This window comes from Roseibium sp. SCP14, from assembly GCF_040329475.1.
In the GTDB taxonomy this organism is placed as follows: domain Bacteria; phylum Pseudomonadota; class Alphaproteobacteria; order Rhizobiales; family Stappiaceae; genus Roseibium.
This window is the reverse complement of sequence record NZ_JBDZYH010000013.1, coordinates 65,538-85,906: the sequence shown is the minus strand read 5'-3', so window position 1 is coordinate 85,906 and position 20,369 is coordinate 65,538. Positions and strand designations below refer to the sequence as shown.

Below are 20,369 nucleotides of genomic sequence, written 5' to 3'. Positions count from 1 at the left end.
TGAGACCCATCAATCAATGGAGAAACTCAAATGACTTTGCTTCTGCGCATAAATTCCAGTTCACGACAAACAGGGTCACATTCCACCGAGATTGCCGATCATTTTGAAGGCTGCTTCAGGAACAAATATCCGGACTGCCGTGTCGTGAACCGTCATGTATCCGACGGCTCCATCCCGCTCATCAGCCAGAAAACAATCGAAGGCTTTTACACGCCCGACGCTGCCATGACGGCAGACTTGCGGGAAGCGACATCACTTTCCGACAGCCTGATCGACGAACTTCAACAAGCAGACACTTTGCTGATCACCGCTCCTATCTACAATTTCAGTGTGCCTGCTGCCCTGAAGGCCTGGATCGATCAGGTCGTGCGGATGGGTCACACTTTTGCTTATGAAGATGGTGCTTTCAGAGGCCTTGCACGAACCAGGCGTGCGGTCGTTGTTTGCGCCTATGGTGCTGAGGGTTATCTGGAGGGAGAGCCTTTTGCCGCAGCCAATTTTGTTCAACCGTACTTACAGTTCCTGCTGTCTTTCCTCGGCATCACCGATATCCGCTTCATCTCCGTTCAGGGCACTACGGCGGATGCCGACACGGTTGCAGTCAACGTTGAAGCAGCGAAGAAGGAATGTCAGCTGGCTGCCTGACAGACCAGCTGCCGGAAAACAACAACCGAAGCAACTGGATGCTCGCGACAAAATCGGACCGGCAATTCGGCTCTTAAGCGCTGAATCCGGTTGCATTCGGCGGAAACCTCCCATATAAGCGCCCGGTCCAGAGTCGTCCGGCTCGTCGTGGACTGGTTTTCTGTGTTCTGAACGCAGCCATTCATGACAACCAAGGGCATGCCGTGTCGGCTCTGAATGCACCAACAAAAGAGTGTCTGTCTTTTGACAGATGCACAAAGGAAAGGATGCAAAATGCCCAAGCTGAAAACGAAGTCCGGCGCCAAAAAGCGCTTTAAAGTGACCGCGACCGGCAAGGTGAAAACCGCGCAGGCCGGCAAGCGCCATGGCATGATCAAGCGCACGAACAAGTTCATCCGTAACGCCCGTGGCACCACCACGCTGAGCGACCAGGATGCAAAGATCGTGAAGCAGTTCCTGCCGTACGCATAACGCCAGCCCCGAAGGAGATCATCTAAATGTCACGCGTCAAACGGGGCGTAACCGCCCACGCTCGTCACAAAAAAGTTCTGAAGGCTGCCAAGGGCTACTATGGCCGCCGCAAGAATACCATCCGCGTCGCCAAGCAGGCCGTGGAGAAGGCAGGACAATACGCCTACCGCGACCGCAAGACCAAGAAGCGCAACTTCCGTTCGCTCTGGATCCAGCGCATCAACGCGGCTACCCGTCAGCACGGCATGACCTATGGCCGCTTCATCGACGGCCTGAACAAGGCCGGCATCGAAGTCGACCGCAAGGTTCTGTCCGACCTGGCCATCAATCAGCCGGATGCCTTCAAGGCTCTGGTTGACCAGGCACAGGGTGCACTGGCTGCCTAAGGATTTCGATCCAAACTGAAATTCCAAGAGCGCGGTCCTTTGGACCGCGCTTTTTTTTCGCGTTCCAGTGCGCATGACCCGGGGATCTGCGACGTTGAGGTCGCCGTCGCCCAAACTCCCCAGAGTTGCTGCGATGCAAAATTAATTCAGGAGTTGCATAACCTTACGGCAAGCGATTACGCTTTCCGGTATCGGCCTTTCCAAGCGATGCGGGAGTGCGGCAGACATGCAATTTCTTGAAAATCTGTTCGGATTGATAGGCGACCTTACCTGGGGCTTTGCCCTGATACCTTTTCTGGTCGTCATAGGGTTGTTCTTTACCATCGTTACCGGGTTTGCGCAGATCCGGTTTTTCAAACGCATGTTTCGTGTCCTGTCCTCGAAGAACCAGACCGAGGATCAGAAAGCGATTTCCGCGCGTGAGGCCTTGTTGCTTTCCGTCGGCGGACGTGTCGGCGGCGGCAATATTGCAGGCGTCGCTGTCGCCATCTCTCTGGGCGGACCCGGTGCCGTCTTCTGGATGTGGGCGATCGCACTCGTCGGCATGTGCACCAGCCTGATCGAATGCTCACTCGCTCAGTTATACAAACGCTCAACCGGCGACGGTGCCTATCGAGGTGGCCCTGCCCGAACGATCATTCATGGTCTGGGAGAGGATTTCCGCTGGCTGGCAGTGCTTTACGCCATCTGCCTGATCGCGTCCTTCGCAATCGGCTTCAACGCTTTTCAGGGCAACACGGTTGCCGGCGCCGTTCAGGAAAGTCTCGGCATCGACAGATTGTGGAGCGGTGTGTTTCTGGCAATTCTGACGGGCGCGATCGTCTATGGTGGCATTCACAGGATCGCAAAGACGGCGGACGTCATCGTTCCGATCATGGCAGTCGGCTACATCCTGCTCGCGCTTCTGGCCATCCTGGTCAATATCACCGAACTGCCTCGCGTGATCTACATGATTGTCGCCAATGCCTTCGGCTTTGAAGAACTGGTCGGTGGCGGCATGGGTGTCGCGATCCAGCAAGGCCTGCAGCGCGGTCTGTTTTCCAATGAAGCCGGCCTTGGCTCCGCCCCCAATGTGGCCGCGACGGCCCGCGTCAGGCACCCGATCAGCCAGGGCATCACCCAGTCCTTTTCGGTCTTCATCGATACGATCATCATCTGTTCCTGCACCGCCTTCATCATCCTGCTCGGCGATGTCTACCAACCCGGAAGCGAAGATGTTGACGGTATCGTTTTGACACAACAGTCCCTGGCATCCCATCTCGGCGGATGGACAAGCTACTTCCTGACGGCGGCCCTGCTGCTCTTCGCCTTCAGCTCGATCATCTACAACTACTATCTCGGCGAGAACGCCCTCACCTTCATGTCCAGGAATTCCGCATGGGTGCATGGTCTGCGCTGGTTCGTGATCGCGATCGTGTTTCTTGGCGCGACTGCCCCCAACGCGGCCGCGGTCTTTTTCTTCTCCGACCCGTTGATGGGTGTTCTGGCTGTCGTCAATCTCTTGGCTTTGTTGATGCTTTTCCCGACAGCCCTTCGCATTCTGAAGGATTTCAAGACCCAGCTAAGCGAAGGTGTTGCAAGGCCGGTGCTGAATCCGGACGACTATACGGACCTCGACATCGATCGCACTGCCTGGACCGGCAAACTGCCCGACGACGATTGAAACGGGGGCATCTGAACGCACTGCCCTGATCGGAATACGCGGCCTTTCGGGCTGCGTATTTGGTTAATGCTTCGTCATCAGGGATTTGAGCGAAGCGGGGGAACTGACCGGCCTCAAGCGGGATTCAACAAACGCCTGCTCCGTCCCGCGTGATCGAAATGTGTCCCGGCCTCACACCATTGTTAACATTTGCGATCCTCTTTTGGCCAAACTCTGCACCTAAATTGTTAATGCCAGCCCAAAGTGGCATGGCGGTTGCGACGTTTCAGGCAAGACGGCACCCATCGTGCCATTCTGAAACAACGAGGCATTAAATCGTGCGAGTGAACCCGGTAACTTCGGCAGGTCGTGCCAATGTGAGGCGGAAACGTCCCTCTGTGGGAGAGACGGAAACCGAACGCCAGAAAGATTTTGCCTCGCATCTTCCAGTACCGCTGCAGCCCGCCTTCGAACGGGAGCAGAAGGCTTTTGCCACGCACTATCGTCCCAACTCGGTTTTCCTCGCCCATTTGATTGCCACGCGTGATGGCGAGCCACAGACAAGACTGCGCCGGCAGACTGAGCCACTCAATGGCATCAACAGCTATCGCGAAACGGCAGCGTTGCCGCGCCAAAGGTCCGCAGGACACCTGATCAAGACCGAGCGTTAGGACCCGGTCCACAAGTTTTCAAGTTTCCAGATGTACCACTGGATACCTTCAGCCCGGAGCATTGCTCCGGGTTTCTTTTTGCCCGGTCACAGCGGCTTGATTGCCAGTTATGACAATGTGTGACGTGCAACACATTTAATTTCAGCGGTAATTCCTACATTGAATACAGATCCGGGAACCACCCGGACCTCCGACAAGATTGGCCACGGACTGGCCCGCCACGGAGTTTGAACATGCAAGTGACCCCAGTATCCGCAATTCACGCACTGCGCATCCGGCAGAAGCCGACCGTCGCACCCGCTTCAGACGAGAAGCAGACCTCCACCGCGAACGGCCGTTTCGGCGACATGGCAATGATCCCCGCCCATCTCGCCTCTGCCGCACTGCAGCGTGAAACCAGCCACGGCGCACATGCGGCGTACGCCATACAGCTTCTGGCAAGCCATCCGGACCACCCTGAAACCCGGATGGAGCGGCACTTGCACGTGCAACAGTACCAGGCCGCCGCGCAGGAGCAGGAAGAAGATTCCTACACCGTTTCGCTGACCGCCTGACCTGGCTGTTACCCGTCGATCCTCAGGAAACCGGCAAGTCCGGTTTTCTGGTGTTCGATCACATGGCAATGGAACGCCCAGTCACCGGGGTTATCCGCAACCAATGCCACATCCATCGTTTCTTCCTTCTGGAGCAGCGCCGTATCGGTAATCAGTGGCGGCAGCTTGCGCTTGTTTGACCTGAGCAACTGAAAAGACACCCCGTGCAGGTGGATCGGGTGATCGTTCGGCGTTTCATTGCGAAGACGCAAAATATAGGACTTGCCCAGTTTCATTGTTGCCAATGGATCGAACGGCCCGGGCAGATCTCCCGGCCATGCCTTTCGGTTGATCGACCAGAACGTATAACCAAGCGTTCCGCACAGGCTGGACTGAGGCGCGTCTCCTTCCGGAGACCAACCAAAGACAAACTCCATCACCTCAGCGTTATTGAGATCCGGCAGCTTCACCGGGTTCTGTGGCAGCGGCCTGAGTTCCCTTAGGTCACGCTTCGCGCTCGCCCCTTTCGGCTTGAAACGCGCCACCACCCTGTTGCCGTTGCTTCGCTTGAGCACGAGATTGACGACGTCGTCTTCGCTGTCGGGAACCCGCAATGCGACATCGGCACGTTGCCCCGGTGACAGAAGAATATCGGTCGCGGGCAAAGGTTCCGGCAGGGGATTGGAATCGATTGCGATCACCCGTGCCTCGCCGCCGGCAATGTCATAGGTGCCGACTCGGGTGACATCGGTTATCGCAAGTCGCAGTCGGACAAGGCTGCCTGCTTCCAGTTCAAAAACCGGATCCGTCTCCCAGTTTACCGTCGACACGGTTCCGAGCGTTCCGCTTCTTGCCGCGCTTCTTGGCTTGAAAAGCGAAGTAAACTGGCGGTCGCCTCCCAACCTGAAGTCACGAATGTTCAACGGCAAATCATGATCGAAGCCGGGATCCTCATCCTCTTCCACCACCATGACGCCTGTCAGGCCGCGGGCCATCTGCTCCAATGTGTTGCAGTGAGGGTGGTACCAATATGTACCTGCGTCCGGAGGAGTGAACTCGTATCGAAAGGACTGACCTGCTTCGATCGGGTATTGCGTCAGATAGGGAACGCCATCCATGGCGTTGGCAATTCTGAAGCCGTGCCAGTGAACAACAGACGCTTCATCAAGATTGTTCGTGACATCGACGGATGTTTTCTGTCCCTGTCTGAAGCGCAGGACCGGAGGCGGTCCGTCCGGCGAAAAACTCATCATGTTTTTCGTTACCGCATCGGGCATGATGCGATGGTCGAGATTGGCAAGCGTAAGCGCGTGATCCGCGGCAGCTGCATGGCTTGCCGCTACCCCACCGACAGCGAAGGCCGCGGCAGTTCCGGCGCTCCCGAGCAGGAACTCTCGCCTCGAAAGATCGAGCATGAAAACCTCATAGAAAACGGGCGCGTCCGCCCGCACTCAACACGCCATGCGCGATTTGCACAAGCCCTAAATTGACGCAACCTCAGAGGGCGACATCAATACCCGGCGGCGTGTCCGTCCTTGCGGGGATCGGAACCCGCGGTCAGCATTCTGCGCGCCTTGTCGATCATGATCGCCTGGCTGCCGCCGATTGCTCCATCGGCCGCAACCACCTCGTGACCAAGAGCCCGCAATCCTTCGATCGTTGAAGGCGGCACCAGTCTCTCAGCCTGCAATGCGTGACTGTCCATGTCGAAGAACATGCGCGGGAAGTCGATGGCCGCCTGCACGTCCATGCCATAGTCGATGATGTTGGTGAGCAGATGTGCATGACCGCAGGCCTGGTAGTGGCCGCCCATCACGCCGAAGGACAGCCATGGCGCACCGTTTTTCAATCCCATTGCCGGAATGATCGTATGCAACGGCCGCTTGCCGCCGCCGATCGAATTGGCATGTCCTGGGGCAACGTTGAACGATTTGCCCCGGCAATGCAGAAGGACGCCACTTTCCGGCGCGACGATGCCGCTGCCGAAGTCGCTGAACAGTGAATTGATGAAGGAGACTGCCAGGCCATCCTTGTCGACGATGCTCAGGTAAACGGTATCGGTCTGCGGCGACAGTTCCGCATCAGGCAACGAGGCAATACGTTTGTGAGGCGCTATCTGTTGCGCAAGCCTGTCCAGATAATCATCACCAATCAGGTGGGAGTGGCAGACATCCATGTGGCCGGGATCGGTGACAAACTTGTCCCGTACGGCATAGGCGAGCCGGGCGGCTTCCATTTCCAGATGGAACCGTTCAGGCCCGAGCGGGTCGAGGTTTTCCAAGTCGAAACGGTCCAGAATCCCAAGGATGACCAAAGCAATGATGCCCTGACCATTCGGCGGCAATTCCGCGATTGTGTGCCCCTTGTAGTCCCGCATGACAGGAGAAACCGCAGTCGTGTGACAGGCCGCCAAGTCATCCTCGGTCATCAGGCCACCACGGGCCTGAAGCGCGGACACGATATCCCTTGCAATCGCTCCTGAGTAAAAAGCGTCAGAACCGCCTTCGGCAATGGCTTCCAGTGTTTCGGCCAGATGCTGATATCTCAGGATTGTACCGGTTTCCGGTGCTTTGCCGTCAATCAGGTAGGCCGCAGCCGAACCCGGGTCGCCGGCAAGTTTGTCGACATCTTTCGACCAGTCATGCGCAACACGCGGCGCAACGGGGAAACCTTCCCGTGCATATTGGATTGCACGCTTGAACAGCTGCTTGAAGCTCATGGTGCCATGAGCCTTGAGAAGCGTTTCCCATGCGCGGACAGCACCGGGAACGGTTACCGCGTGGGGAGAAGTGTCGGTAATCTCTCTTACACCGAGTTCGGCGAGTTTTTCAGGTGTCGCCGCGCGCGGAGCTGCACCCGAACCGTTGAAACCGGTCAACCGGCCACCCGGCTCCATGACGATTGCAAAGCAGTCACCGCCTATTCCGGTCATATGCGGTTCCACGACGCATTGCACGGCAACAGCGGCAATTGCAGCGTCTGCCGCATTGCCACCTGCCTGAAGCACTTCAATGGCTGCACTGGTTGCCAGGGGATGTGAGGTTGCGGCTACGGCGTCCCGCGCAAAAACCGGAGACCGGCCTGGTGCCTGAAAATCACGCTTCACTGAGTTCCTCCCACCCGAAACACGTCTTACTTTTTCCAATTTGCCGCAAAAGCTTCTTTCGAACACGGCCTATTCGCCCACGCCGTGTTCTGATAGCAAATTCCGAATTCGGGCAGCACCTTAAGGAGAAGTGGCCAAATGCGCAAACTCACACTTTCAACGGCAGAGACCATCACTTCTGCCGCTATTGAAAAAGCAGCAGAGCTCAACCTCAAGCCTCTGACTGTCGCAATTCTGGACGCCGGAGGCCACACCGTTCTGCTCAAGCGGCAGGATGGTTCCTCAATCATGCGGCCTCAAATCGCCACTGGAAAGGCCGTTGGTGCCCTGGCGGTCGGCACGGGCACAAGATGGCTGAATGCCAACGCTGAATCGCGCCCGCATTTCGTCAATGCCCTCAACGGTGTGTCCGGTGGTGCGATTGTCCCGGTTCCCGGCGGCGTCATTATCAAGGATGAAAACGGCGAAACGCTGGGTGCCGTCGGCATTACCGGTGACACCTCCGACAATGACGAGGCCTGTGCCGTAGCAGGCATTGAAGCGGCGGAACTGGTTGCCGATTGCGGTTAAGACCTGCTCAAAGCCCTGGGCGCCCTGTACTTGAGGCATCAGCCTTAAGTGACTTCCGGAATATGTCCAGAACCGCGCCCCGGGTCTTCAAACTGTCGTGAAGGCACCAGTCCCTGCGGCGGAACAGGGACTGGGCACTTGCTGTTGATGCGTGAATTTCCGAAAAACCGAGCCGCAGTGCTTCTGCTTCCGCGGCTGCAATCAGACCGGTTCCGAGGCCGGACCGTCTCAAGGGTACCGGGACCAGCAAGGCGGTCACCCAGACGCCCGGATAGCGGTCTGACCCCGGTGACGTGTCGCGCAGGGAAACCGTTCCGATAACGTCTCCCGAACCATCCAGCGACACAAGGCATCTGGGCAGGTGGTTGCGCGCCTGAAGACAGGCATTGAGATCGCGAGAAGCATCTCCGATGCCTCTTGGCCCATACCAGTCACGCCATTCACGGACAAACCAGGCTTCCAGACACTCCAAAGCGCCTGGAACAGTTTCCAGTGCGGTTACTCTGCCAGCGCCTCCCTGCACGTCGGGTGTCAGGACTTGTCCGACAACTTGTTGATCGTCTTCTGCATTTCTTCCAGCTGACGCTTCATGTCGTCCAGATCGGCAACTTCGGTCTTTTCCGGTTTGACCGCATTGCCACCGGCAGTGGAACCGGGTGCGGATCCAGCCTCTCCGGTTGGGAAGGGCATGAACATCTTCATCGCCCGCTCGAACATCTCCGTGTTCCGCTTGACCTGATCCTCGATGGCGTCAAACGCGGTTGCCCCGAAAGCCTCGCTCATTTGCGAGCGGAGCTTTTCCTGTTCTTTCGTCAGGGACGTCATCGAATATTCCAGGAAGCTCGGAACGAGTCCCTGCATGCTGTCGCCGTAAAAACGGATCAGCTGCCGCAGGAACGTCACCGGCAAGAGATTCTGGCCCTTGCCTTCCTGTTCGAAAATGATCTGGGTCAGCACGGACCGAGTGATGTCCTCACCGGACTTCGCGTCATAGACCACAAAATCCTCTTCCCCCTTCACCATCACGGCCAGGTCCTCCAGCGTGACATAGGTACTGGTGCCCGTGTTGTAGAGCCGCCTGTTGGCGTATTTCTTGATGATTGTTGGCTCGTTTGTCTTGGCCATTCGTCACTTCCGCCTCTCAGCCTTACGGCTTGTTTCCCATTTGACGACAAGGCCTTCGCAACCCTGTCATTTCCTCCAACTAAGAGACTAAGCCAATCGTAGAGGATCTTGCCACCCTTTTTATGTGCAGTGACGAAAGGATAATACCGCAAATGCGAAAACAGTCCCCAGATAGAGGGTGAAACGGTTGACACAAATCCAACCGCAGTTTCTAGTCCAAGGTGAAACAAGGATCTTAAGGTGCCTTCGGGTCACCTACCTACTAAGGCCGCTCGGCCCAAGTCCTGGAGAGTAGTATGAGCGCTTCCAACGATATCGTCATTGTCAGTGCGACCCGCACGCCGGTTGGCACTTTCAACGGCTCATTTGCCAATATTCCCGCCCATGAACTTGGCGCTCTTGTCATGAAATCGGCCATGGAACAGGCCGGTGTCAAAGGCGACGAAATCGACGAAGTCGTGTTCGGTCAGGTTCTGACCGCCGGAGAAGGTCAGAACCCGGCGCGTCAGGCTGCAATCAAGGCGGGTATCGCCGACACGGCAACGGCCTGGACCCTCAACCAGGTCTGCGGCTCCGGCCTGCGCACCGTCGCCATTGCAGCGCAGCAGATTCAGACCGGTGACGCCACCATCATGATGGCAGGCGGACAGGAAAACATGTCGTTGTCGCCGCACTGCGCTCACATGCGCTCCGGCCACAAGATGGGCGACTTCAAGATGGTCGATACCATGATCAAGGACGGACTGTGGGATGCGTTCAATGGCTATCACATGGGTCAGACCGCCGAAAACGTCGCTGAAAAATGGCAGATCAACCGTGAGCAGCAGGATGAGTTCGCCGTCGCCTCTCAGAACAAGGCCGAAGCTGCGCAGAAAGCCGGAAAGTTCAAGGCCGAAATCACTCCGGTCACGGTGAAGGAGCGCAAGTCCGAACGCGTTGTCGAGGACGATGAATACATCCGCCACGGTGCGACTCTGGACAGCGTCGCCAAGCTGCGCCCGGCCTTCACCAAGGAAGGATCCGTGACGGCCGCCAACGCCTCCGGCATCAACGACGGTGCGGCGGCGATTCTGGTCATGAGCGCTGCCGAAGCCGAAAAGCGCGGCCTGACGCCGCTCGCCCGCATCGCATCCTGGGCAACGGTTGGTGTCGACCCGGCAATCATGGGCTCCGGCCCGATCCCGGCATCCCGCAAGGCTCTGGAAAAAGCCGGTTGGTCGGCGGCCGACCTCGACCTGGTGGAAGCCAACGAGGCATTCGCCGCACAGGCTTGCGCCGTCAACAAGGACATGGGCTGGAACCCGGACATCGTCAACGTCAACGGCGGTGCCATCGCCATCGGTCACCCGATCGGTGCGTCCGGCGCCCGCATTCTCACCACCCTGCTCCACGAAATGGTTCGTCGCGACGCCAAGAAGGGCCTCGCGACGCTCTGCATCGGCGGCGGCATGGGTGTTGCCATGTGTCTTGAGCGCTGATCGAAACCAAATGTGCACGGGGTTGTGGCTGATGAGGACCAGCCACAACTTCAAAACAACGAAATCAATAACCTAGTGGAGCCCAAAGGGCCCGAAGCTGGAAGTCAGGAGGAAGGGGAATGAGCAAGGTCGCATTGGTCACTGGAGGTACGCGTGGTATCGGCGAAGCAATCTCGCGCGGTCTGAAAGATGCCGGCTACACGGTGGCGGCCACTTATGCCGGCAACACCGAGAAAGCCGAGGCCTTCAAAGCCGAAACCGGCATTCACGTCTACAAGTGGGACGTTTCCGACCCTGACGCTTGTGCAGCAGGTATCGCACAGGTCGAGAGCGAGCTGGGACCGGTGGAAGTTCTGGTCAACAACGCGGGCATCACCCGTGACGGCATGTTCCACAAGATGGATTTCGATCAGTGGCGGGCCGTTCTGTCCACCAACCTCGATTCCATGTTCACCATGACCCATCCGGTGATCAACGGCATGCGTGGACGCGGCTCCGGCCGCATCATCAACATTTCCTCCATCAACGGCCAGAAAGGTCAGATGGGTCAGACCAACTATTCGGCCGCCAAGGCAGGCGTGATCGGCTTCACCAAGGCCCTTGCCCAGGAAAATGCCTTCAAGGGCATCACTGTAAACTGCGTCTGCCCGGGCTACATCAACACCGACATGGTCGCTGCCATGCCGGAAAAGGTCCTGGAATCTATCATTTCCGGTATTCCGGTCGGCCGCCTCGGCCATCCGGAAGAAATCGCCCAGACAGTTGTCTACCTGGCGTCCGACGCCGCGGCTTTCATGACCGGTGCAGTCATGACCATCAACGGCGGTCAGTACATCGCCAACGGCTGATATCATTCGGTAAAGCGTGGAAACGAGAAGGCGCCCAAATGGGCGCCTTTTTAGTTTGCGGTGACCGACCTTGCCGCCCCGGATCTCGGTGGCACAAAAGACCGGAAACTCCGGGCTTCAACGTCAGGGCCGTTCTCTTCGAGAGATTGCACCTCTTGCGTTTCAAGCTCAAAGGCGGAAATCATCTCAACCTGACCATCCAGCAGGTTAATCGTCTGTCGTGACACCCTGAGCCCAAGGCGCCCGGTCAGGCGCACCTTCTGGTAAATCCGGTCGGCCTGCCACTCGTTTTTCAGGCGATAGCGGATCATCTGATTGGGATCCGGTGCAGGTACATGACTGCACATGCCATATTCCGGAACCAGATAGCCGGTGCGCGCGATACCATCTTCCTCGAGAACAGGAATGACGTATCCCGTGATGGCAATTTCCTTGCCGCTCAGTGCCGGGTTGCCGGCCAATGCGGCCTGTGCCCGCTTTCTGGCGATCGCCTCACGTTGAGCCAGCAAAGCGTCCGTGTCGACACCGCTCGCAGCAAGCCTGGCTTCCTCGTCTGCCAGCCTCAGCACGATCCGGGACCTTGCCTCGTCCGCCACGCCGCTCTCGCCAAGCCGTTTGCGCAGACGAAGGACAGTCGCCAACGACCGCAGTTCGATCATGCTCAAGGCTGCGAATGGATCGTCAAAAGTTGTTGCCGCCGGGTCCTTCAGGTCTTCCCAATCAACGGGCGTGACTGCCCTTACCGGCAGGATCATGCAAATCAGCAGAATTGAGGCCAGAAGCATACGCATCTATCAGAACACTCTCCAACTTCGGCTTGAAGCAATGACACAAGGGATATCAGATTGGCGGTTCTTTGGCACTTCACGTTGCTTCAGGCACGCGCGCGCTCAAGATCCGCGCCCCGGATTGGAATTCGGAAAGGCAAACACATATCTGAAAGATCAAAGGATTGAACGAATGACGTTTCTTGCAGACGGATATCGCAATGTGGATGCCGCGGTGGATCTGGCCAAGTTGAAAGAGTGCTTGAGCCTCATGGAAGACCTGCCGGATTTTCAGGCTTACAAGCGAACTTCTTATGACGCTCTGACCCTCGACCCGGAAAGCAGGGTCGCTGACGTTGCCTGCGGACTGGGTTTCGATCTGCCGCGGCTGAAGCAGCTGGTGCCAAAAGGGACGGTAACCGGCTTTGATCTCAGTGAAACGTTCCTGTCCCACGCCCGGGGTCATGCAGCCGACGCGCTTGGCGAAAAGGCAACATCAGTCACCTTCCGACAGTGCGATGTTCAGAACATTGACTGTGATGCAGGTCTCTTCGACGCCGCACGGATCGACCGGTCTCTGCAGCACATTCACGATCCGGACACAGCGATTACGGAAATGACGCGAATTGTTCGTTCAGGCGGCATTGTGTGCGCCGCGGAACCTGACTGGAGCACCTACGTTATCAATTCGGATCTGCCTGAAGTCTCCGGCAAGATCACCAGAACCTTCGCCCGGACCTTCCGCAATCCCCTGATCGGCCGCACTCTCGGCGAATTGCTTGGCAATCACCTGACCCTGACACATCAATCTACGCATCCACTCGTGTTGCAGAACTTTCCTGACGCGGAAACGATTTTCGATATCTCCGAAACTGTCAGTCGCTGCGTGACTACAGGCGATATATCAGAAGATGAAGGTACGGCCTTCTTGAACGACCTCGAACAGCGCAATGCTTCGGGGCAGTTTTTTGCGCTTTTGACCGTCCATGTCGCTGCCGGACGGAAGCGATGATTATCAGTCAGGTGCACCGGCTCAACTCGGATCAATTTCAGGCCTTGTCAATCTTTGCGCCTTGACCCGACCCGCCCCTTGCCCCTATCTCCCGGGTATTCCTTGTGTGGAGAAGAGAAAATATGGAATTCGAACACGCTCCGAACGACCCGACCCGGAAGGAACTGTCGCCGCTTCTGAAGCTGGCGCTGGAGCTGGGACCGCTCGGTATCTTCTTTCTTTTCAACTCAAGGGGCGAGCAGATCGCCGCAGCCTTTCCGGTCCTGCAATCGATCGGACAACCAATCTTTCTGGCAACGGCAGCCTTCATGGTCGCCATCACCATTTCCCTTGCAGTCTCGCTGTGGCTGACAAGGCGCCTGCCGATCATGCCGCTGGTATCGGGCGTCGTCGTCCTGGTGTTCGGTGCACTGACGCTTTGGCTGCATGACGAGCTTTTCATCAAGCTCAAGCCGACCATCGTGAATACCCTGTTCGGGTCTATCCTGCTCGGCGGTCTCGTGTTTGGAAAATCCCTTCTCGGCTACGTTTTCGACAGCGCTTTCAAACTTACCGATGAAGGTTGGCGCAAACTGACATTCCGCTGGGGTGTCTTCTTCTTCGTTCTCGCCATCATCAACGAAGTCGTCTGGCGCAGCTTCTCCACTGACTTCTGGGTCAATTTCAAGGTCTTCGGTGTCATGCCGATCACCCTGGTGTTCACGCTGACCCAGCTGCCTCTGATCCAACGATACGCGCTCACGGACGACGCAAAGGACGCCTGAGACGAAGCGCATTCAAAGCGCCGCTTCCAAGCTGTTTGCTCGAACTGGCGCTGCGCCCGGCAAGCAAACAGCGTTCGATCATTTGTCAAAACACAAAATCACCGTATTTGTCGTCCCGGCTGAAGCGTAGCGTAAGGCCGGGATCCGGTATCCCCGGTGTCAATTTGAACCGCACCTTTGTGTTTACTGAATTCCTGCCGGAGTTTATGCCCGCGAAGGCGGGTGCAGGAATGACAACGGAGCGGTCGTTGGTCTTTTATACCCGTCGGAAGTAAACCGGACAGCAGCGGATCTAGTCCTGCAATGACAGAGCATAGGGAAACGAAGCCGGTACGCAGCCCGCTCACCCTAATGCATATCTCCATGTCCAAACGACACATCCCGGCGTGCGCCTGTGATCGAAATCGAGAACCCCGCGATCACGTCGATCAGTGAAATCGCCATCAGGATGAAGAACAAGGATGTTGCGGCCTGCTGCAGCACCAGGAACTCGACCAGATAGGCGACGAAGACGAGCACCGAAAACATGTGATCCAGAAGCGCGGTCGTTCCGATCCGGGTGGCTTTCAGAATTTCGATGAAAAGAAAGAACAGGCCGACCGTGATCAGCAGATCGCTTGCAAGCAGTTCGAACGTCGCCCCGGAGACCATTGCAATGGTGATAACCGGCTGGGACCAGAAGGCAGGATCGGACGCTCCGGCCGTGAACGCGAACGCGTTATAGATCAGAAACGAGAAAAGTGTGAAAGGGATTGCGGAGAAAAGGCGCATGTAGGGGCTCCGGACTGCAAGGCCCTGACTGAAGGGCGGAACGCGCGGAGCTGACACGATCAAAGGGTCGATTTCAAGACAAAAGAAAAAGGCCGACCTGTCGGAACAAGGCCAGCCTCAATCTTGGTTTGCCATGCGGCGATCCACCTTAAGATTTCAATTCGCTTTCAAGCAAAAAACTCGAAAGCGGAATGAACTTAAGCGTCGTCCTTAGCGGACAGGATCTGACGGCCCCGGTACATGCCGGTCTTCAGGTCAACGTGATGCGGGCGACGCAGTTCACCCGAATCCTTGTCCTCGACGTAAGTCGGCTGCTTCAGGGCGTCCGCGGAACGGCGAAAACCGCGCTTCATGCGCGAGGTTTTTCTCTTTGGAACGGCCATTTTGTTTTTCTCCGTGGTCCATAACCGCGCGGCCCGGACCGGGTTAGCCCGGGGCGTGGCTGCACGCAGGTGTTCGAATGCGCGGCGTTATACAGGCAACGCCAGCGTTTTGCCACCCCAAAAGAAGAAATTTTCTACGTTAAAATAGAATAGACTAATCGCCCATTCTACCGAACGTTGGCTATTTCCCCAGAACACAGCCGAAAATCGGGCCGGCGGCATTCACTCTGGCAATATTGGTCGCGGCAAGGCGGCGGTGTCCGGATGTCGGATTTGCCGAGTTACGGCCCAGTGGATTGGGCAATGCCGTTGCCAAGCGGGCAGCTTCCACCCGCGTCAGATCCTTCGCAGGCTTGCCGAACCATGCCTGTGCAGCGGCTTCTGCACCAAAGATGCCCTCCCCCCACTCTGCGATATTGAGATAGATCTCAAGAACACGCTTTTTGGAAAGGATCGCGTCAAGCATCAGGGCCAGTGGAATTTCCAGGGCCTTGCGCACATAGGACCGGTCACCCCACAGGAACAGGTTTTTGGCCGTCTGCATCGTGATCGTGCTCGCCCCACGCGGGCGTTCGCCATCGGTCAGGGCCTCGACCTGATCCTGAAGCGCATCCCACTCCACACCGTCATTTTCGCAAAACCCGCTGTCTTCCGAGGTAATCACCGATTTGATCAGGTTGGGAGAGATGTCCTGCAGTGACACCCACTGACGATCGACCCAGAGAAACTGCACATACCGACCGATCATCAGCGTACTGACCGGTGGAACGACGGAATAGATGACCGTGAGCACCGGTGGCAGGATGATCACAAGCAGAACAATTCGGATCAGCCACTTGCGGAGGAAACGGAACAGTCCGCCGAACACATTTGTGGTTTTTGCCCTGGTTGCCATTCAGCCTCCGTCACCGTGACCCGACCGGATAACCGGCGGCGTCTTCAGCTTGAGTTGGAAGGTCAATGATCGCAAACCGCAGCCCTTGATTGCACACCCGTTTGCCCAATGGCAGTGACTAGGCAATAACGGGCTTGAAATCATACGTCCAGCTTTCTGAACAAATTGCCTGCGGATGCCGATCTTATGCGCTAATGGCTTGACGCAAACAGAAATTCAGGACAGGGAAGCCCCGGGCAATTTAGTGGTGGTAACTGAATGACTTTCGATCTCAAATCCTATCTGGCGGCGCAAGCGACAAATGTGGAAGCAGCGCTGAAGACGATCCTGTCCGACGTTGCCAGCCCGCAGGAGATCACACGCCCGACCCGGCTGCTTGACGCAATGCGGCACGGTGCCCTGAACGGCGGCAAGCGACTGCGTCCCATCCTGCTTGTCGAGTGTGCCCGGCTAATCGGGCGGTCCGACGAAGGTGTTGTGCAGGCGGCATGTGCACTGGAACTCATCCATTGTTATTCACTGGTCCACGACGACCTGCCCGCAATGGACGATGATGACCTGCGCCGCGGCCAGCCGACGGTTCACAGGGCTTATGACGAGGCAACGGCCATTCTGGCCGGTGACGCCCTTTTGACACTTGCCTTCGACATCATCGCTGAAGACGTGATCCACGAAGACCCGGCCGTGCGCCTACGCCTTTCCCGGGAATTGTCCCGCGCGGCAGGCATCGGCGGCATGGCAGGCGGTCAGATGCTCGATCTGGAATCCGAGCATCGCGAACGCACCGAAGCGGAAATTCGCCTCCTGCAATCCATGAAGACCGGCGCCCTGCTCCGATATGCCTGCCGGGCGGGCGCTATCCTGGCGAACGCGGCCGACGCGGATGTGGAACGGCTCACCCGGTTTGGCGAAGTCACCGGTCTGGCCTTCCAGCTTGCCGATGACCTTCTTGACGTCGAAGCCAGCCCGGAAGCCATGGGCAAGGCGACGGGCAAGGATGCCGAGGCCGGCAAGGCGACACTCGTCGGCCTGTGGGGTGTCGACAAGACCCGCCGGGAACTTGATCGGCTGCTGCAGGAAGCCGAGGAGCTGATGCAGCCCTATGGTGACGCAACCATCACACTAAAGGCACTGGCCGCATATATCGTCAATCGGACGAGCTGACCGATCCCCCTGCAGAATGGCGCCCGAAGTCCGGCGCATCGGTCTCCTGGCCAGCCTCGATGATCGAGCGGCGAATACTGCGCGTGCGGGTGAACAGGTCGAACAGCATCTGCCCGTCTCCCCACCGGATGGCACGCTGCATTGCGGACAGGTCTTCGGAAAACCGTGCCAGCATTTCCAGTATGGCTTCCTTGTTGGACAGGCACACATCCCGCCACATGGTCGGGTCGGAGGCTGCCAGACGCGTGAAGTCACGGAAACCGGAAGCTGAGTATTTGATCACCTGAGATTTCGTTACCGTCTCAAGGTCATCAGCCGTGCCGACAATGTTGTAGGCGATCAGATGCGGCAAATGCGAGACGATTGCCAGAACCAGATCATGGTGCTTCGCCTCCATCAGATCGACATGCGATCCGCAGCCCTGCCAGAATGCACTGAGCTTTTCCAGTGCGGCCTGATCCACATCCTTGGGCGGCGTCAGAATGCACCAGCGTTGATCGAACAGTGTCGGGAAACCGGCATCCGGACCGGATTGCTCGGTACCTGCGATCGGGTGCCCGGGAATGAAATGCACACCTTCCGGCACATGCGGGCCGACATGCTCCACGACCGAGCCCTTGGTTGAACCGACATCCGTCAGGATGGCACCCTTTTTCAGGTTAGGTGCAATCCACTTGGCAACCGCCTCGTTGGCGCCTACCGGCACACACAGAATGACAAGATCGGCCCCTTCGACAGCGTGGGCCGCATCATGCGCATAATAGTCCCCCAGGCCCAGTTCCTCTGCCCTTGCCAATGTCGCAGGCGAACGGGTGGAAATCGCAATTTCCTTCACCAGGCCGCGCTGACGCGCTGCCTGGGCAATAGAAGAGCCGATCAGGCCAATGCCGATCAGGGCCATTCGCTCAAAGAGGGGAGCACCAGTCATGTGTTCTAAATCTGTCTCAAGCTTGTTCCAAAAATTCTTTCAGATGCGCAATCACCGTGCGGTTTGCATCTTCCGAACCGATTGTCATTCGAATGGCATTCGGCAGACCGTAATTGCCGACCATGCGCAAAACACAACCCCGCTCCAGCAAATAGGCGTCCGCATCCTGAGCCCGCTTGCCGTCTTCGTCCGGGAAGTGCACAAGCACGAAATTGCCGACACTCGGCGTGACGACCAGACCGAGACCTTCCAATTCGCCCGTTACCCAAGGAAGCCATTTGTCGTTGTGATCCACTGAATCGGCAACAAACTGGCGGTCTTTCACGGCAGCGATACCGGCAGCAATGGCAACGCCAGATGTGTTGAACGGACCGCGAATGCGGTTCAACGCATCAATGACATGCGCAGGCCCGAAACCCCAGCCAAGCCGCAGGTTTGCCAGACCGTAGATCTTGGAAAAGGTCCGTGTCATGAAGACGTTCTCGGAAGTCGCAGCAAGCGCCAGCCCGCTTTCGTAGTCGTTCCGGCGGACATATTCGCCATAGGCCGCATCCAGAACCAGGAGAACGTGGTTAGGCAGACCTTCATGCAGGCGTTTGACTTCCTCGAAAGGTAGATAGGTACCGGTCGGATTGTTGGGATTGGCCACAAAGACCATTTTGGTCTTTTCAGTGACCCGAGCCAGGATCGCATCGACGTCGGTCGTCAGGTCTTTTTCCGGCGCAACCACCGGAACAGCACCCGCCGCCCGGATGGCGATGTCGTAAACCAGAAATCCGTGCTCGGAATAGATCGCTTCGTCGCCGGGCCCGAGATAACAATAGGCAAGCAGGCTGAGGATCTCGTCCGAGCCGGCTCCGCAGATGATCCGGTCAGGATTTAGCCCGTAGACCTCGCCGATGGCCTTGCGCAGTTCCGTTGCCGCACCGTCCGGATAAAGTTCGAGCGCCCGCGCAACTTCCTCGATGACGTGCTTGACGTCTTCACTGGTTCCAAGAGGCGTTTCGTTGGACGAGAGCTTGTGCACGGTCCTGCCGTGGGAACCTTTGGATTTGCCGGGCACATAGGGCGCGATGTCCAGAACACCGGCTTTCGGCTGAGGGCGGATTGCCTGGGTTGCGTCAGCTTGTTTCACTGTAGTCATCTCGTTCATTCCTGAGACTCCCGACCTTCGCCATCGAAGGTATCCTCGGGTCCAAATCCATCGTCCGCATCGCCATCCCCATCGATCGGCGCGGCGTATCCGCCAACGCGTCTCAACACATCCGGCTCAGCTCCTGCGGCTGCGCAGGCTTTCAAAACGTCTTCTTCCGACAGGTCTCCGGAAATCGCCAACAGCGCGTCAACTCCGGCCGCGGACCGGAAAAAACTAAGCACTTCGATCCCCTGATCCATCAATCTGCCGGGCAAAACATCAGACCAGCGTGCGTCATAAACCGCGATATCCGCATTGTCGACAAGACTATCGGCCTTGGCGAGAACAAGAGCGGGAAGATCAGCCGGCCGCTCGTCCTGGACAACAAAGGGAAGCCTTGCCCGAACCTGCGCACCAGTCTCGCTCAGCCCCCGCCACCAGGGCAGTTCCGCACGGTCGTTCAGGGCAACCAGTCCGATATCGCCGGCTGAATCGCTCACCGCCCCGACAACATCGGCTGCATCGCTCCCGGGCACCAGTTCAATGGAAAATCCGAAATAAAACCGTGCCAGGTCGAGCATATCCGTGAGCTCGGCGCCACCGTCCAGAAACACCGCCGTATCGGCCTGCAAATTGGTGCAGGCGCATATAATGCTTCGCCAGATATGCTCGACGGTTTCCAGCGGCAAAGTGCCCTCGTGCCGCTCCACGATCTGGCGCAAAGTCTCCGCGTCACGTTCCGGCTGAAACACAGCTCCTTGTTTTTCGTCCGAACCTCGGCTCGCCGCGAGACCGGCCTCAGCCTCAGCCCGCTGCATCAGCGCTTCGTGGATCCGTATATCGATCTCATCGATACGCGCTCGCAACGCCTCCGGCGAGGTCCCGTTGTCCGGAATTTGAGCCATGACAGGATCCAGTCTTCTTTAGGGTTCAGCGGCGCATAGTCATAGGCATGTGATCGCGCAAACGCAAAAGAAATCATTGACTCGGCAAGCTTCACGCGGCTAGGTCGCCAGTCTGATTGTCGTTCCATTTCAAAAATGTCAGGCTGGCCTGACAGGTATTCCCTGCCACA

23 protein-coding genes are annotated in these 20,369 nt (G+C 57.5%); 12 read left to right on the top strand and 11 right to left on the bottom strand.

Features of this window, described 5'->3' with window-relative positions:
* Window positions 1–30: 30 nt before the first annotated feature.
* The 6 genes from ABLQ08_RS30655 (at window position 31) to ABLQ08_RS30630 (ending at window position 4,369) form a co-directional block, all read left to right on the top strand.
* Window positions 31–645: an FMN-dependent NADH-azoreductase gene (locus ABLQ08_RS30655; RefSeq protein WP_352950458.1), complete on the top strand. Its 615-nt coding sequence runs from the start codon at window positions 31–33 to the stop codon at window positions 643–645.
* Window positions 646–918: 273 nt separating this feature from the next.
* The gene (rpmI, locus tag ABLQ08_RS30650; protein WP_023002610.1) at window positions 919–1,116 is read left to right on the top strand and encodes a 50S ribosomal protein L35; all 198 of its coding nucleotides are present in this window, start codon (window positions 919–921) and stop codon (window positions 1,114–1,116) included.
* A 26-nt stretch (window positions 1,117–1,142) separates the two neighbouring features.
* Complete coding sequence (gene rplT, locus ABLQ08_RS30645) at window positions 1,143–1,502, top strand: 50S ribosomal protein L20 (protein WP_352950455.1); 360 nt, start codon at window positions 1,143–1,145, stop codon at window positions 1,500–1,502.
* A 226-nt stretch (window positions 1,503–1,728) separates the two neighbouring features.
* On the top strand, window positions 1,729–3,165 hold the full coding sequence (locus ABLQ08_RS30640; RefSeq protein WP_352950453.1) for an alanine/glycine:cation symporter family protein: 1,437 nt from the start codon (window positions 1,729–1,731) through the stop codon (window positions 3,163–3,165).
* A gap of 377 nt (window positions 3,166–3,542) precedes the next feature.
* The gene (locus tag ABLQ08_RS30635) at window positions 3,543–3,815 is read left to right on the top strand and encodes a hypothetical protein (RefSeq protein WP_352950452.1); all 273 of its coding nucleotides are present in this window, start codon (window positions 3,543–3,545) and stop codon (window positions 3,813–3,815) included.
* A gap of 233 nt (window positions 3,816–4,048) precedes the next feature.
* The gene (locus ABLQ08_RS30630) at window positions 4,049–4,369 is read left to right on the top strand and encodes a hypothetical protein (protein WP_352950450.1); all 321 of its coding nucleotides are present in this window, start codon (window positions 4,049–4,051) and stop codon (window positions 4,367–4,369) included.
* A gap of 8 nt (window positions 4,370–4,377) precedes the next feature.
* On the opposite strand, the gene ABLQ08_RS30625 is transcribed toward ABLQ08_RS30630, so the two are convergent.
* On the bottom strand, window positions 4,378–5,763 hold the full coding sequence (locus tag ABLQ08_RS30625) for a multicopper oxidase family protein (protein ID WP_352950448.1): 1,386 nt from the start codon (window positions 5,761–5,763) through the stop codon (window positions 4,378–4,380).
* Window positions 5,764–5,858: 95 nt separating this feature from the next.
* A complete protein-coding gene (ggt, locus tag ABLQ08_RS30620) occupies window positions 5,859–7,454 on the bottom strand; it encodes a gamma-glutamyltransferase (RefSeq protein ID WP_352950446.1) in 1,596 nt (531 codons plus the stop codon).
* Window positions 7,455–7,592: 138 nt separating this feature from the next.
* Here ggt and ABLQ08_RS30615 point away from each other — a divergent pair, with 138 nt between their 5' ends.
* Complete coding sequence (locus ABLQ08_RS30615; RefSeq protein ID WP_352950444.1) at window positions 7,593–8,024, top strand: GlcG/HbpS family heme-binding protein; 432 nt, start codon at window positions 7,593–7,595, stop codon at window positions 8,022–8,024.
* A 7-nt stretch (window positions 8,025–8,031) separates the two neighbouring features.
* On the opposite strand, the gene ABLQ08_RS30610 is transcribed toward ABLQ08_RS30615, so the two are convergent.
* Both ABLQ08_RS30610 and phaR read right to left on the bottom strand, forming a co-directional pair.
* Complete coding sequence (locus ABLQ08_RS30610; RefSeq protein ID WP_352950442.1) at window positions 8,032–8,547, bottom strand: GNAT family N-acetyltransferase; 516 nt, start codon at window positions 8,545–8,547, stop codon at window positions 8,032–8,034.
* 8 nt (window positions 8,548–8,555) lie between these two features.
* Window positions 8,556–9,149 carry a polyhydroxyalkanoate synthesis repressor PhaR gene (phaR, locus tag ABLQ08_RS30605; protein ID WP_352950441.1) on the bottom strand — a complete coding sequence of 198 codons (594 nt, stop codon included), beginning with the start codon at window positions 9,147–9,149 and terminating at the stop codon, window positions 8,556–8,558.
* 296 nt (window positions 9,150–9,445) lie between these two features.
* On the opposite strand from phaR, the gene ABLQ08_RS30600 reads away from it, so the two are divergent.
* Window positions 9,446–10,627 (top strand): acetyl-CoA C-acetyltransferase, encoded by a 1,182-nt coding sequence (locus ABLQ08_RS30600; RefSeq protein WP_352950439.1) that lies wholly within the window; start codon window positions 9,446–9,448, stop codon window positions 10,625–10,627.
* A 119-nt stretch (window positions 10,628–10,746) separates the two neighbouring features.
* On the top strand, window positions 10,747–11,475 hold the full coding sequence (gene phbB, locus ABLQ08_RS30595) for an acetoacetyl-CoA reductase (RefSeq protein ID WP_352950437.1): 729 nt from the start codon (window positions 10,747–10,749) through the stop codon (window positions 11,473–11,475).
* 50 nt (window positions 11,476–11,525) lie between these two features.
* Here phbB and ABLQ08_RS30590 read toward each other — a convergent pair whose 3' ends face one another.
* Entirely contained in the window at window positions 11,526–12,266 is a 741-nt protein-coding gene (locus ABLQ08_RS30590; RefSeq protein WP_352950435.1) for a DUF3299 domain-containing protein, read from the bottom strand.
* 169 nt (window positions 12,267–12,435) lie between these two features.
* Here ABLQ08_RS30590 and ABLQ08_RS30585 point away from each other — a divergent pair, with 169 nt between their 5' ends.
* Together ABLQ08_RS30585 and ABLQ08_RS30580 are read left to right on the top strand one after the other, a co-directional pair.
* On the top strand, window positions 12,436–13,254 hold the full coding sequence (locus tag ABLQ08_RS30585) for a methyltransferase domain-containing protein (RefSeq protein WP_352950434.1): 819 nt from the start codon (window positions 12,436–12,438) through the stop codon (window positions 13,252–13,254).
* A gap of 122 nt (window positions 13,255–13,376) precedes the next feature.
* Window positions 13,377–14,018, top strand: a complete 642-nt coding sequence (locus tag ABLQ08_RS30580; protein ID WP_352950432.1) for a septation protein A — start codon at window positions 13,377–13,379, stop codon at window positions 14,016–14,018.
* Between the two features lie 348 nt (window positions 14,019–14,366).
* Here ABLQ08_RS30580 and ABLQ08_RS30575 read toward each other — a convergent pair whose 3' ends face one another.
* The 3 genes from ABLQ08_RS30575 to mtgA all read right to left on the bottom strand — a co-directional run bounded on the left by ABLQ08_RS30575 (window position 14,367) and on the right by mtgA (window position 16,067).
* Window positions 14,367–14,789, bottom strand: coding sequence for a hypothetical protein (locus tag ABLQ08_RS30575; protein ID WP_352950430.1), 423 nt, complete (start codon window positions 14,787–14,789; stop codon window positions 14,367–14,369).
* Window positions 14,790–14,986: 197 nt separating this feature from the next.
* Window positions 14,987–15,172, bottom strand: a complete 186-nt coding sequence (gene rpmF, locus ABLQ08_RS30570) for a 50S ribosomal protein L32 (RefSeq protein ID WP_296591987.1) — start codon at window positions 15,170–15,172, stop codon at window positions 14,987–14,989.
* A gap of 181 nt (window positions 15,173–15,353) precedes the next feature.
* Window positions 15,354–16,067 carry a monofunctional biosynthetic peptidoglycan transglycosylase gene (gene mtgA, locus ABLQ08_RS30565; RefSeq protein WP_352950428.1) on the bottom strand — a complete coding sequence of 238 codons (714 nt, stop codon included), beginning with the start codon at window positions 16,065–16,067 and terminating at the stop codon, window positions 15,354–15,356.
* A gap of 258 nt (window positions 16,068–16,325) precedes the next feature.
* On the opposite strand from mtgA, the gene ABLQ08_RS30560 reads away from it, so the two are divergent.
* Window positions 16,326–17,231, top strand: coding sequence for a polyprenyl synthetase family protein (locus ABLQ08_RS30560; RefSeq protein WP_352950426.1), 906 nt, complete (start codon window positions 16,326–16,328; stop codon window positions 17,229–17,231).
* Here the strand turns inward: ABLQ08_RS30560 and ABLQ08_RS30555 are convergent.
* The 3 genes from ABLQ08_RS30555 to ABLQ08_RS30545 are packed head-to-tail and all read right to left on the bottom strand — an operon-like array spanning window position 17,215 to window position 20,199.
* A complete protein-coding gene (locus tag ABLQ08_RS30555; RefSeq protein WP_352950424.1) occupies window positions 17,215–18,159 on the bottom strand; it encodes a prephenate/arogenate dehydrogenase family protein in 945 nt (314 codons plus the stop codon). The two genes, ABLQ08_RS30560 and ABLQ08_RS30555, sit on opposite strands and share 17 nt — an antisense overlap.
* Window positions 18,160–18,175: 16 nt before the next feature.
* The gene (locus ABLQ08_RS30550; RefSeq protein ID WP_352950422.1) at window positions 18,176–19,312 is read right to left on the bottom strand and encodes a pyridoxal phosphate-dependent aminotransferase; all 1,137 of its coding nucleotides are present in this window, start codon (window positions 19,310–19,312) and stop codon (window positions 18,176–18,178) included.
* Window positions 19,309–20,199, bottom strand: coding sequence for a chorismate mutase (locus tag ABLQ08_RS30545; protein WP_352950420.1), 891 nt, complete (start codon window positions 20,197–20,199; stop codon window positions 19,309–19,311). The genes ABLQ08_RS30550 and ABLQ08_RS30545 overlap by 4 nt, the downstream gene beginning before the upstream one ends.
* Window positions 20,200–20,369: the final 170 nt, after the last annotated feature.